Source organism: Mycobacterium sp. KBS0706, assembly GCF_005938675.2.
GTDB lineage: Bacteria > Pseudomonadota > Alphaproteobacteria > DSM-16000 > Inquilinaceae > Inquilinus.
This window is the reverse complement of record NZ_VCCH02000155.1, coordinates 1-11,366: the sequence shown is the minus strand read 5'-3', so window position 1 is coordinate 11,366 and position 11,366 is coordinate 1. Positions and strand designations below refer to the sequence as shown.

Genomic DNA, 11,366 nt, shown 5'->3' with positions numbered 1-11,366 from the left:
CCGAGGCGGCCGGCAGCGGCCGGCGCCAGGGGCAAGGCGCTGTCCGGGGAGCGGCCGGTGACTTCGGCCTGCGGCTTTCGCTCTTCGTCGGGATGCCGAGACGCGAAGGCCGCGCCCACCACCATCCCCACCGAGGGACCGATGACCGCCCAGAGGATGAGGGCGATGGTCATGGCCTTTCCTCCCACCGTCCGCACTGCAGGCAGGATCGCGCCGGACGACCCGAGGAGCGTCCGGCGGATCGGCTGCTTCCATCGGTCCGGTGGAGATAATCCAACAGCGGGAGATCGTTGTCCTCTTCGTCATCGCACCAGGCGACGACGACCATTCCCCCGACGAACGCCAGGACCGGGCCGAGGGCGGCCCAGACGATCAGGCCCTCCATCATGGCCGGCGCTCCGCCGGAGTCGCGGCCGGCGACCGCAGTGGCGGCCCGCGGCGGAGCGGGACGCGCGACCGCAGAACCATCTCGATCCACGGCAGCATCAGCAGGATCGGCTGCAACATCGGTCGCTCCTCAGAACAGGCCTGACAGCCGGAGGAAGGACAGGCTCGACAGCTTGTCGATGGCGAGGTCCATGAGCATCAGCCCGACGCCGGTCATCGCGGCGATCGCGACTGCGGTGACCGCGATCCGGCGGATCACGTCCCGGCCTGCCGCGCCGTGCGGACTGCCTTCCGGCGTGACGGGCGGCAAGGCCTCTCGGGTGATGGTCGGCTCCAGCGCTCGCATGCTCGCTCCTAGTTTGTGGGAATTTGTCCCACGGAAAATCTGTGGGATTTTTGCCCGCGTCAAATGAATTCGCTCATTTGTGGGTATTTTTCCCACACCCATGCCGTGCTACAGTCCGACTGAATCGATGCATCACGCCCGAGAATGCCGCCCTCCCACCCCCTTCCTCCCCAGGCCCTGCTCAAGCCGCTGGCGCGCCTGCTGCGGCCGCTGGTGCGGCTGCTGATCCGCAGCGGCGTGACCTTTCCGATCCTGGCCGACCTGCTGCGCGGCCTGTATGTCGATGTCGCCGCGCGCGACCTGCTGCCCGATCCGAAGGCGCAGACCGACAGCCGCATCAGCCTCTTGACCGGCGTGCACCGGAAGGAGATCCGCCGGCTGCGGACGGAGCCGCCCGCCGCGGACGGCATCCCGGCGGTGGTGACGTTGGGCAGCCAGATCATCGCCCGCTGGCTGGGCGCACCGCCCTATGCGGATGCCGACGGGCCCCTGCCCCTGCCACGCACGGCCCGCACCGCCGGCGAGGCTTCGTTCGAGGGGCTGGTCGAATCGGTCACCAAGGACGTCCGAGCCCGCTCGGTGCTGGACGACTGGATCGGCCAGGAGATCGTGTCGCTGGACCCGGAGGGCCGCGTGCAGCTAAGCCGGGCCGCCTTCATCCCGCGGCCGGGCGGGGAGGAGCAGTTGTTCTACTTCGCCCGCAACCTGCACGACCACATCGCCGCCGCGGCCGCCAATGTGGCGACCGAAGGGCCGGCGCCGTTCTTCGACCGCAGCATGCATTACGACCGGCTGCGGCCGGAGACGGTGGCGCAGCTGGAGGCGACGGCCCGGGACGCCGCGCAGCAGTTGCTGACCGATGTCAATCGCATCGCCCTGGCGATGGCCGAGGCCGACGACAAGGCGGCAGGCACCGGCACGCCGCTGCGGCGGATCAACCTGGGTGTCTACGTGTATGTCGACGATGATTCGATCGACGAGGAGACGGGGCCGTGATGGGCCGCATGCGATTCCTGGCGCTCGCCCTGCTGGCCGCCTGCTCCTCCAGCGGGACCGGTGACCGTCCGGCTGCGCCGGTGACGACGCAGCCGGTCGCCGACCGCGGCATCGGTGGCACCGGCATCACCTCCGGCCCGGTCGAGGACCGCGGCATGGGCGGCACCGGTATCGTCGGCGTCATCACCGGCTTCGGCAGCATCTGGGTGAACGGCATCGAGGTCGAGTTCGACCCGGCGACGCCGGTGCGGATCGACGGGCAAGACGCCCGTGGCGGCGAGGCCCTCAAGGTCGGCCAGGTTGCAGTGGTCACCGCTGCGGGCAGCGGCTCTCGGCTCGACGCCCGCAGCATCGCCATCCGCCACGAGGTCTCCGGCCCGGTCGAGGCGGTGGAGTCGAACGGTAGCGTGCTGCGCGTCGCCGGGCAGCGCGTCACCCTCGCCGGCCAGGTCTGGGGTGACGCCACCACGCCCAAGATCGGCGACTGGGTGGCGGTGAGCGGCCTGGCAGGCCCGGATGGCGGTATCGTCGCCACCCGCATCGACCGGCGCGAGCCTGGCCGCGTCACCGTGCACGGGATGCTGACCGGCACCGCCGGGGCGCCGCGCATCGGCACGCTGGCGCTGCGGCCGGGATCGCGCCTGGACATCGGCCAGGCGGTGATGGTCTCCGGCCGCTATGCGGATGGGGAGCTGGTGCCCGACTCGGTGTCGCGGGACGCGCTGGCGGCGGATCCGGCCGGCTGGTTCGGCCGGTCGGTCAGCCGGCTGGTGATCGAATCCTATGCCAGCGCCGGACCGGGCGGCCTGCGCTGGGGCCGCGGCCTGAGCGCGCCCGTCGCCGGGACGTTCGGCGCGCTCGGCGCCCAGCCGCAGCGCACGATCGTCGAGTTCCAGAGGCAGCCGGACGGCGGGCTGGAGGCGGTCGGCCTGCGCAGCACCATCGGCCGGACCGGGATGGTGCCGGAGGCGCCGCGCGGGTTCGGCATCGACCGGCCGGGCGGCCTCGGCCCTGGCGGGGCGCCCGGTCCCGGGGGCGATGCCGGCGGGCCGCGCGGCCCGCAGGATGCGCGGAATCCGGGCGGGTTCGACCCGGCGCCGGGAAATGCCGGCCCGGGCCGCGGCGGGCCGGACTGGGGCGGACGGCGGCTGGACCCGATGGAGGGCAGCTTCGACGGGTGCCGTGGCGGCTTCGGCGGGTCCTGCGGGATGTTCGGGCACGACCGCCGCGGCCGACAGCCCTTCGGCTGAAGCCGGTCGCGGCGATGCCGTGCTTCAGGCCGAGGCGGCGCGCTTCGCCAGCAGGTGACGGGCGATGGTGAGATCCTGCAGCGACAGGCCGGAGCTGTCGAAGATCGTGATCGCCTCGTCCGAGCCCCGGCCGGGATGCCGGCCCGACAGCACCTCGCCCAGCGGCGTCAGGACGGCGTCGCGGCCGGCGTGCTGGAACTCGCCGATGCTGCGGGACTGTTCCGGAAGATCGCAGAACAGCGCCGCGCGGTCGAACAGGGCCGGCGGCAGCTCCTGCTTGCCGCGCGCATCGGACCCCATGCTGGCGACATGGGTTCCCGGCCGCACCCAGTCGGCCTCGAACAGCGGCGCCCGCGCCGGCGTCGCGGTGACGATGATGTCGGCCGCAGCGCAGGCCTCCTCGGCCCCAGCCGGCTCGGCATCCAGCCCCTGCCCCCGCAGCGCGGCCGCCAGGGCCCCGGCGCGCTCGGCGCTGCGGCCGACGACCAGCACGCGGCGAAGCGGACGCACCCGGGCCAGCGCGGCGCATTCGTAGTGGGCCTGGTGGCCCGCCCCGAAGACCGCGAGGGTGGCGGCGTCCGGGCGGGCCAGGGCGTCGGCCGCGACGGCATCGGCGGCGGCTGTGCGGTAAGCGTTGACGATGCCGGCCTCGATCGCCGTGCCGATCTGCCCGGTCTCCTGGTCGAACAGCAGGATCAGCGAATTGTGCCGCTCCAGGCCGCGATCGCGGTTGCCGGGCCAGTAGGAGCCGACCTTCAGCCCGGCCACCTCGGAGGTGGCGGCGGCCTTGACCGTGAAGCGGTTGGCGGTCGAGGAGCCGTGGCCGAGCACGACCGGGAAGGATTCGGTGGCCGGCTCGCAGGCGGCGATCAGCGCCTCGCGCGCGGCGACGAACGCCAGCTCGTGCGTCACCAGCGCCGCGGATTCACTTTCGGAAATGAACAGCATTGTTCTCACCAGCCGTTGAAACGGGGCCAATGCGCCAGCGGCGCGGCGGGGTCGGCCGGCAGCACCTCGTAGCCGGCGAACTGCGCGCCCGTGGCGCAGGCGTGATTGGGCAGGATGCGGAGCCGGGTGCCCAGCGGCAGGTCCGGTAGCGCGGCCTTGCTGCCGGGCCGCAGCGCGACGATGCCGTGCTCCTGGTTTGCCGACGCGACGACGAGGTCGTCCAGGACACGGCCCTCGATGTCGCAGACCAGGCCATAGCCCTGGTCCACCGCCTGGCTCGCGGTGCCGCGATCCCGCGACAGCGCCATCCAGCCGGCATCCACCATGATCCAGCCGCGCTCCCTCTGGTGCCCGATCACCGTGGCCAGCACCGAAAGCGCGATGTCGTCGAGCGTGCAGACGCCGATGCCGGCCATCACCAGGTCGAAGAAGACGAAGACGCCGGCGCGCATCTCGGTGACGCCGGACAGGTCGCGGGCGAAATGGGCGGTGGGCGTCGAGCCGACGCTGACCACCGGGCAGGGCAGACCGGCGGCCCGCAGCGCCTCCGCGGCGGCCACGGCCGCGGACCGCTCGCGTTCGGCGAAGGCGGCCAGGGCCTCGGCTCCCACCGCGCCATAGCTTTCGCCGGCATGGGTGACGACGCCCCGCAGGGCGGCGCCCTGCCCCTGCAGGATCCGGCCGATCGCGACCAGGGCGGGATCATTAGGCTGCAGGCCGGAGCGGTGGCCGTCCGAATCGATCTCGATCAGCGCCGGGATGGCGTCCCCGGCCCAGCGCGAAGCCTCCGCCACGGCCATGGCCTGTTCCGGCGAGTCCAGCACGACCGACAGGTCGCAGCCCGCGGCCCGCAGGGCGAGCACGCGGGGCAGCTTCTGCGGCGCGATGCCGACGGCGTAGAGGATGTCCCGGACGCCCGCCGCCGCGAAGACCTCCGCCTCCTTCAGGGTCGAGACGGTGGCCGGGCCGTGGCCGCCGGACAGCACGCGCCGGGCGGCCTCCACGGACTTCACAGTCTTCAGATGCGGCCGCAGCGGAACGCCGAGCCCGTCGAGATGGCGGCGCAGCCGGGAGACGTTCCGCAGCATGCGCCCCTCGTCGAGGACCAGGCAGGGGGTGGGCAGGGAACCGAGGGTTTGGGCGGCGGTCATCGCAGGCCTGTCAGTGATCTCGATGCGGACCTTAGCCGGCCCGGCATTCAGGATCTATTGCACAGGCCCGGATATCAGCCCCGCGCCGCCTCGCGCCCGATCAACTTCAGCCGCAGCCATTTCGACAGGGTGTCGATCAGCGCGACCACGGCCAGCACCAGGATCAGGATGAAGGCGACCTGGTCCCAGGCCAGGATCTTGATGCGCTCGGAGATCTGCAGCCCGATGCCGCCGGCGCCGACGATGCCGAGGATGGTGGCCGAGCGGGTGTTGGATTCGAAGAAGTACAGCGCCTGCGACAGGAACAGCGGGATCGCCTGCGGCAGCACGCCGAAGCGCAGCACCGCCAGGGTCGAGGCGCCGGTCGAGCGCACGCCCTCGATCTGCTTCTTCTCCGCCGTCTCGATCGCCTCGGCATACAGCTTGGACAGCGAGCCGATGTCGGAGACGCAGATGGCGAGGATGCCGGCCAGGGGCCCGAGCCCGACCGCGCGCACGAACACCAGCGCCCAGATCAGCTGGTCGACGCCGCGCAGCCCGTCGAACAGCCGGCGGAAGCCGAAGCGCAGGAAGCCGAGCGGCATGATGTTGCGGGCGCCGAGGAAGCCGAGCGGGATCGCGATCACCGAGGCCAGCAGCGTGCCGATGAAGGCCATGGCGACGGTCTGGCCCAGCGCGGTGAAGATCTCGGCGTATTGCCAGTCGGCCAGGCCCTGCCAGGCGACCATCTGCCCGGCGATGACGAGCAGGCCGTTCGGGCTGACCAGCCCTTCGTACAGCCGGGCCGGCGAGAAATTGAAGGTCCAGAGCAGGTAGCCGAGATAGCCCGCGGCCAGCAGCAGCAGGGCGGCGCGGACCGCACGCTCGCCCAGCGGCCGGCCGAAGGCGCGCGGCAGCGCGGCGCGGGCATGGTCGACATCGATCGGCCGGATGCGGGCGAACCGGGTGCCCATCAATGCGCCTCCCGCGGCAGGAAGGCCGAGCGCAGCCGCTCCGAGCCGAGGTCGATCAGCGTCACCGCCGCGACGATCATCAGCACCAGCGCGCTCAGCTCCTCGTAATAGTTGAAGCTGACGATGTAGTAGAGCTCCTGGCCGATGCCGCCGGCGCCGACGAAGCCCAGCACCGAGGCCGAGCGGATGTTGATCTCGAGCCGCAGCAGCCCGTAGGACAGGAAGTTCGGCAGCACCTGCGGCAGCACGCCGAAGCGCATGATCTGGACCCAGGTGCCGCCGGCGGCGCGGATGCCCTCGAGCGGCTTGTCGTCGACCGCTTCGTTGACCTCCGAGAACAGCTTGCCGAGCGCGCCGGTGGTGTGCACCGCCATGGCCAGGATGCCGGCCAGCGGCCCGACGCCATAGGCCCAGACGAAGCACAGCGCGTAGACGATGTCCGGCACGCTGCGGCAGATCTCGAGGAAGCGGCGGCTGAGATGGTAGATCCAGTGGCTGCGCACCAGGTTGCGCGAGGCCGGGAAGCTGAGCAGCAGCGCCGCGGCGGCGCCCAGCACGGTGCCGAGGATCGCCATCTGCGCGGTCTGCCACAGCAGCACCAGGTAGCTGCCGGCGCGGTAGTACCAGTAGGCGACCGAGCCCTGGGTCTTGCTGTCGGACAGCAGCTCGGCCCAGTGCAGCGTCGGCAGGGTGCGGCCGAGGTATTCGCCGATCCGCGGCAGGCCGGCGGCCAGCTTGGACGGGAAGAACTCGCCGATATATCCGCCGGCGAACACGGCGGCCAGGAACAGGACGAGGCCGATCAGCGTCGCCTGGCGCCGCTGGCGGACGAGCGCCCGCCGCCCGGCCTCGAAGGCCGCGACCGGGTCGGAGGGACGGTGTTCGGACAAGGTGGTCATCTCAACTTTCCAGCCCCACACCGTCATTGCGAGCGCGGCGAAGCAATCCAGGGCCGCAAGCGCGGAAGCATGGATTGCTTCGTCGCTTCGCTCCTCGCAATGACGGTTGAGGGTTCAGGCCGGAGCCTGATCAGCTGCGCCGCTGCGTCGCCTCGGTCTCGCGCATCTTGATGATGCCGTCGAAGAAGTCGTGCTTGACCGGGGCGTAGCCGGAGCCGGCGCCCTTCTCGACTGCCTCGTAGATGTCCGGATGCTCGGTCGGCAGCTTCGACAGGAAGTCGAGCATGTCCCTGCGGAACGCCTCCGGCAGGGCGGTGCGGGTGGCCCAGGGGCCGTTCGGGATCAGGGTCGACTGCCAGACGATGCGCAGGTCCTTCATGTCGAGCATCTTCTTGTCGACCATGCTGCGCAGGGCGCCGCGGCTGTAGCCCTGGGCCGGGTCGCCCTGGCCGGAGATCCAGGTCACGCCGGCGTCGTACTGGCCCTTCATCACCGCGACCACGCCCTGCTCGTGCCCGCCGGAGAAGGCGGTCGAGCCGAAGAAGGCGGCCGGGTCGTAGCCCTGGTCCTTGAGCTGGAAGTTCGGGATCAGGTAGCCCGAGGTCGAGTTCGGGTCGGCGAAGGCCAGCGACTTGCCCTTGAGGTCCTCGAGCTTCTTGTACGGGCTGTCGGACTTGACGAACAGCACCGAGTAGTAGCCGGTCGACCCGTCGTCTTCCTTCGGCACCACCAGCGGCTCGACGCACTTGCAGTCCAGCCACAGCCCGGCATAGCCCGAGGCGCCGAATTCGGCGAGATCGAGCTGGCCCGCGGCCATGCCCTGCATGACGCCGGCATAGTCGGTGGCCGGATACAGCTCGACCTTCACGTTGTAGGTGGTCTCGAGCAGCTTCTGGAAGCCGTCATAGCGGGCCAGCCGGTCGGCGTCGTTCTCGCCGCCGAGGATGCCGATGCGGATGACGGGAACGTCCTTCTTCCAGCTCGGATCCGCCGCGACGGCGGTGCCGGCCAGGCCGGCAAGGGCGACGGCAGCCGTGGCCGCCGCGAGGATGGTGCGCCGCATGAACATGGGTCTACCCCTTTTGCTGTCACTTGGTTCGGTCGTCCGGCGTGTGCCGGCCGCCGTCGGTTGGAGCTCCGAGACCAACGGTCTCTCAGGCCGGGACCAGCTCGCGGTCACCGGTCCGGGGCTCGATCGCGGTCGAGGTGATGCGCTCGTCGAGCGCCTCGCGCATGCCGTCGACACCGTAGATCCGCTCGACCACCTCCATGGTCAGGGCCTCCGGCGCGCCGTCGAAGACGACGCGGCCCTTGGCCATGCCGACCACCCGGTCGCAGTAGTGCCGGGCGGTGTCGAGCGTGTGCAGGTTGACCAGGACGGTGATGCCGTCCTCGCGGTTGATGGCGCGCAGCGCGTCCATCACGATCTTGGCGTTGCGCGGGTCGAGCGAGGCGATCGGCTCGTCCGCCAGCAGCACCTCGGGCTCCTGCAGCAGGGCACGGGCGATGGCGACGCGCTGCTGCTGGCCGCCGGACAGGGTGTCGGCGCGCTGCAGCGCGGCATGGGCCATGTCGAGCCGGTCGAGCGCCTGGATGGCGAAGGCCCGCTCGCGCTCGCCGAACTGCTTGAACAGCGACGGCAGCGTCCAGTGTTGGGAGATGCGGCCGAGCAGCACATTGGTCAGCACGTCGAGCCGGGTGACCAGGTTGAACTGCTGGAAGATCATGGCGCAGCGGGCGCGCCAGTCGCGCAGGGCCTTGCCCTCAAGCCGGGTGACGTCGACGCCGTCGAACAGGATGCGGCCGCCGGTCGGGTCGGCCAGGCGGTTGACCAGGCGCAGCATGGTCGACTTGCCGGCGCCGGAGCGGCCGATCACGCCAACCATCTGGCCGGGGGCGATCGACAGGCTGACGTCATCGACCGCGTTGACGGTGCGGAAGCTCTTGGTCAGGCCTTCGATCACGAGTTCGGCCATGAGGCACGCTCCGGTCGGGTCGGGGGCGGCGCATGACGGGACGTCATGGCCGTTCGGCGTGAACGGCCTAACAGAGCCCCGTTACAGTCGCGTGATCGCCAGATGTCGTTTCGATGAACGCCCCGGAGGCCGCGGCACGGCATCGCCCGGGTTGACGTTCTCCCTCAAAGCGGCTTCTTTGCGCGCCAAGGCAGCAAATCATCATACGATTTGAGGGAGTAGAACGCGTTGCCCGAGTCCCGCCCGCAGACGATCGCCAAGATCACCTGGCGGCTGATGCCGTTCCTCGGCCTGCTGTATCTGATCGCCTATATCGACCGCCAGAATGTCAGCTACGCCAAGCTGCAGATGGTCGGCGACCTCGGCCTCAGCGAGGCCGCCTACGGTCTCGGCGCCTCCCTGTTCTTCATCGGCTACTTCCTGTTCGAGGTGCCGTCGAACGTGATCCTGGCCCGGGTCGGCGCCCGGCGCTGGCTGGCCCGGATCATCTTCTCCTGGGGCCTGGTCACCATCGCGCTGGCCTTCACCCAGAACGTGACGATGTTCTACATCCTGCGCTTCCTGCTGGGCGCGGCCGAGGCCGGGTTCTTCCCGGGCGTGCTGTTCGCGCTGACGCTGTGGTTCCCGCAGATGTATCGCGGCCGCATGGTCGGGCTGTTCATGGCCTGGAGCGCGCTGGCCAACGCGGTCGGGTCCACTGTCGGCGGTGCGCTGCTGGACCTCGACGGCATGATGGGCCTGAAGGGCTGGGAGTGGGTGTTCATCGCCACCGGCATCCCGGCCGTGATCATGGGCGTAGTCACCTATTTCTTCCTGCCGGACCGGCCGGAGACGGCGACCTTCCTCGATGCCGGCGAGAAGAAGTGGCTGCACGACGTGCTGGAGCGCGAGAACGCCGCCCAGGGCAAGCAGCAGCACGGCAGCCCGTTCGCGGCGCTGCTCGACCGCCGGGTGCAACTGCTGGCGCTGTTTTATGTCGCCTTCCCGCTCGGCGCCTATGGGCTGAGCTACTGGCTGCCGACCGTGGTGAAGGGCTTCGGCGTGTCGAACACGACCAACGGCCTGCTCAACGTCATCCCCTGGGCCTGCGTCGCCCTGGCGCTGTGGTGGGTGCCGCGCAACGCCGCCCGCACCGGCGACCAGACCTGGCACATCGTGATCCCGGCGCTGATCGCCGCCGCGTGCCTGGCGCTGAGCGTGGTGGTGCCGGGCAACGGCCTGAAGTTCGCGCTGCTCTGCGTCGCCGCCGCAGGCATCTTCGCGCCGCAGCCGGTGTTCTGGTCGCTGCCGCCGAGCTTCCTGAGCGGGGCGACGGCGGCGGCCGGCATCGCCGCGATCAACTCGGTCGGCAATCTCGGCGGCTTCATCGCCCAGAACGCGGTGCCGTGGATCGGCGACGTCACCGGCAGCCAGCTGGCGCCGATGTGGTTCCTGGCCGCCTGCATGGTAGCGGGCGCGCTGATGACCTTCGTGGTCCAGGCCGCACTGCGCCGCCACAAGCCGCCGACCTCGGGCCGGATGCGGCCGGCGGAATAAGGGTCAGCGTCCCCGGAACCTCGGCGGGCGGCGTTCGGTGAAGGCGGCCTGCCCCTCGCGGAAATCGGCGCTGCGATAGGCGGCGTCAGACAGCGCCGCGGTCTCGGCGGTGTCACTGTCGGCGCCGGCCATGATCGCCTCGATCATCCGCTTGGCCGCGCGCAGGCTGAGCGGCGCCCGCTCGGCCAGGCCGCGCGCATAGCCCAGCGCCGCCGACTCGACCGCATCGTCCGGCAGCACCCGGTCGACCAGCCCGATCGCCAAAGCCTCGGCGGCGTCGAGCAGCCGGCCGGAGAACAGCATGTCCTTGGCCCGGGCGGGCCCGACCGTCGCGACCAGCCGCCGCGTGTCGGCGAAGGCATAGGCCAGGCCCAGCCGGGCCGGGGTGATGCCGAGCCGCGCCGTGTCGCCGGCGAAGCGCAGGTCGCAGGCCAGCGCCAGGCCGCAGCCGCCGCCGACGCAGAGGCCGCGGACCAGGGCGATGCTCGGCCGGTCCAGGCCTTCGACCGCGGCCAGCCCGGCCCGGACCGCGACGTTGTACGCGGCCGTCGAGCCGGCATCGGCGAAGACCGTGCCGAATTCGGTGATGTCGGCCCCGGCCGAGAAGACGCCCTCCCCCTCGACGATCACCGCCGCGACCTCGGGGTCGGCGTCGATCTCGCGGCACAGATCCGGCAGCGCCCGCCACATCGCCGCACTGATCGCATTGTGCCGCGCCGGCCGCTGCAGCCGCAGCCGCGCCAGCCGGTCGTCGCGAAACCATCGGATCGGGGTGTCAGTCATCGGGGGCCTCGGCAAACACAACTTTGTCATGCCCGGGCTCGACCCGGGCATTCAGACGATGTCGAGACCCTCTGGATTGCCGGGTCAAGCCCGGGCATGACACCATAATTCCCGGGTAGATTGCGACGGTTGCCGCGCGGT

Annotated in this window: 13 protein-coding genes; 3 read left to right on the top strand and 10 right to left on the bottom strand. The window is 70.9% G+C overall.

The window, feature by feature from the left end:
* Positions 1 to 169: 169 nt before the first annotated feature.
* Genes FFK22_RS39040 through FFK22_RS39035 form a run of 3 tightly spaced genes read right to left on the bottom strand, consistent with a single transcriptional unit; the run spans position 170 to position 733 of the window.
* Entirely contained in the window at positions 170 to 388 is a 219-nt protein-coding gene (locus FFK22_RS39040) for a hypothetical protein (protein WP_138893261.1), read from the bottom strand.
* On the bottom strand, positions 385 to 507 hold the full coding sequence (locus FFK22_RS44615) for a hypothetical protein (protein WP_306770242.1): 123 nt from the start codon (positions 505 to 507) through the stop codon (positions 385 to 387). Before FFK22_RS44615 ends, FFK22_RS39040 begins: the two co-directional genes overlap by 4 nt.
* 10 nt (positions 508 to 517) lie before the next feature.
* Positions 518 to 733: a hypothetical protein gene (locus tag FFK22_RS39035; RefSeq protein WP_138893262.1), complete on the bottom strand. Its 216-nt coding sequence runs from the start codon at positions 731 to 733 to the stop codon at positions 518 to 520.
* A 144-nt stretch (positions 734 to 877) separates the two neighbouring features.
* Between FFK22_RS39035 and FFK22_RS39030 the strand changes: the two genes are divergently transcribed.
* The gene (locus tag FFK22_RS39030; protein ID WP_138893263.1) at positions 878 to 1,729 is read left to right on the top strand and encodes a DUF6502 family protein; all 852 of its coding nucleotides are present in this window, start codon (positions 878 to 880) and stop codon (positions 1,727 to 1,729) included.
* Positions 1,729 to 2,979, top strand: a complete 1,251-nt coding sequence (locus FFK22_RS39025) for a DUF5666 domain-containing protein (protein ID WP_138893264.1) — start codon at positions 1,729 to 1,731, stop codon at positions 2,977 to 2,979. The genes FFK22_RS39030 and FFK22_RS39025 overlap by 1 nt, the downstream gene beginning before the upstream one ends.
* 24 nt (positions 2,980 to 3,003) lie before the next feature.
* Here FFK22_RS39025 and FFK22_RS39020 read toward each other — a convergent pair whose 3' ends face one another.
* The 6 genes from FFK22_RS39020 to phnC all read right to left on the bottom strand — a co-directional run bounded on the left by FFK22_RS39020 (position 3,004) and on the right by phnC (position 8,906).
* Positions 3,004 to 3,927, bottom strand: a complete 924-nt coding sequence (locus FFK22_RS39020) for an ornithine cyclodeaminase family protein (protein ID WP_138893265.1) — start codon at positions 3,925 to 3,927, stop codon at positions 3,004 to 3,006.
* A 5-nt stretch (positions 3,928 to 3,932) separates the two neighbouring features.
* Positions 3,933 to 5,078 carry a DSD1 family PLP-dependent enzyme gene (locus FFK22_RS39015; RefSeq protein WP_138893266.1) on the bottom strand — a complete coding sequence of 382 codons (1,146 nt, stop codon included), beginning with the start codon at positions 5,076 to 5,078 and terminating at the stop codon, positions 3,933 to 3,935.
* A gap of 74 nt (positions 5,079 to 5,152) precedes the next feature.
* Complete coding sequence (phnE, locus tag FFK22_RS39010; RefSeq protein ID WP_138893267.1) at positions 5,153 to 6,031, bottom strand: phosphonate ABC transporter, permease protein PhnE; 879 nt, start codon at positions 6,029 to 6,031, stop codon at positions 5,153 to 5,155.
* The gene (gene phnE, locus FFK22_RS39005; RefSeq protein ID WP_138893268.1) at positions 6,031 to 6,930 is read right to left on the bottom strand and encodes a phosphonate ABC transporter, permease protein PhnE; all 900 of its coding nucleotides are present in this window, start codon (positions 6,928 to 6,930) and stop codon (positions 6,031 to 6,033) included. The genes phnE (FFK22_RS39010) and phnE (FFK22_RS39005) overlap by 1 nt, the downstream gene beginning before the upstream one ends.
* A 130-nt stretch (positions 6,931 to 7,060) precedes the next feature.
* Positions 7,061 to 7,999, bottom strand: a complete 939-nt coding sequence (phnD, locus tag FFK22_RS39000; protein WP_221939202.1) for a phosphonate ABC transporter substrate-binding protein — start codon at positions 7,997 to 7,999, stop codon at positions 7,061 to 7,063.
* An 85-nt stretch (positions 8,000 to 8,084) separates the two neighbouring features.
* Positions 8,085 to 8,906 carry a phosphonate ABC transporter ATP-binding protein gene (gene phnC / locus FFK22_RS38995; protein ID WP_138893269.1) on the bottom strand — a complete coding sequence of 274 codons (822 nt, stop codon included), beginning with the start codon at positions 8,904 to 8,906 and terminating at the stop codon, positions 8,085 to 8,087.
* A gap of 228 nt (positions 8,907 to 9,134) precedes the next feature.
* On the opposite strand from phnC, the gene FFK22_RS38990 reads away from it, so the two are divergent.
* Positions 9,135 to 10,442 (top strand): MFS transporter, encoded by a 1,308-nt coding sequence (locus FFK22_RS38990; protein ID WP_221939201.1) that lies wholly within the window; start codon positions 9,135 to 9,137, stop codon positions 10,440 to 10,442.
* Positions 10,443 to 10,445: 3 nt separating this feature from the next.
* On the opposite strand, the gene FFK22_RS38985 is transcribed toward FFK22_RS38990, so the two are convergent.
* Positions 10,446 to 11,225 (bottom strand): enoyl-CoA hydratase-related protein, encoded by a 780-nt coding sequence (locus FFK22_RS38985; RefSeq protein ID WP_138893270.1) that lies wholly within the window; start codon positions 11,223 to 11,225, stop codon positions 10,446 to 10,448.
* Positions 11,226 to 11,366 lie beyond the last annotated feature (141 nt).

Excerpts from the sequence above, each read along its gene's own strand:
- FFK22_RS39040 (WP_138893261.1), bottom strand. The coding sequence starts at position 388 with ATGATGGAGGGCCTGATCGTCTGGGCCGCCCTCGGCCCGGTCCTGGCG.
- FFK22_RS44615 (WP_306770242.1), bottom strand. The coding sequence starts at position 507 with ATGTTGCAGCCGATCCTGCTGATGCTGCCGTGGATCGAGATGGTTCTG.
- FFK22_RS39035 (WP_138893262.1), bottom strand. The coding sequence starts at position 733 with ATGCGAGCGCTGGAGCCGACCATCACCCGAGAGGCCTTGCCGCCCGTC.
- FFK22_RS39030 (WP_138893263.1), top strand. The coding sequence starts at position 878 with ATGCCGCCCTCCCACCCCCTTCCTCCCCAGGCCCTGCTCAAGCCGCTG.
- FFK22_RS39025 (WP_138893264.1), top strand. The coding sequence starts at position 1,729 with ATGGGCCGCATGCGATTCCTGGCGCTCGCCCTGCTGGCCGCCTGCTCC.
- FFK22_RS39020 (WP_138893265.1), bottom strand. The coding sequence starts at position 3,927 with ATGCTGTTCATTTCCGAAAGTGAATCCGCGGCGCTGGTGACGCACGAG.
- FFK22_RS39015 (WP_138893266.1), bottom strand. The coding sequence starts at position 5,078 with ATGACCGCCGCCCAAACCCTCGGTTCCCTGCCCACCCCCTGCCTGGTC.
- phnE (WP_138893267.1), bottom strand. The coding sequence starts at position 6,031 with ATGGGCACCCGGTTCGCCCGCATCCGGCCGATCGATGTCGACCATGCC.
- phnE (WP_138893268.1), bottom strand. The coding sequence starts at position 6,930 with ATGACCACCTTGTCCGAACACCGTCCCTCCGACCCGGTCGCGGCCTTC.
- phnD (WP_221939202.1), bottom strand. The coding sequence starts at position 7,999 with ATGTTCATGCGGCGCACCATCCTCGCGGCGGCCACGGCTGCCGTCGCC.
- phnC (WP_138893269.1), bottom strand. The coding sequence starts at position 8,906 with ATGGCCGAACTCGTGATCGAAGGCCTGACCAAGAGCTTCCGCACCGTC.
- FFK22_RS38985 (WP_138893270.1), bottom strand. The coding sequence starts at position 11,225 with ATGACTGACACCCCGATCCGATGGTTTCGCGACGACCGGCTGGCGCGG.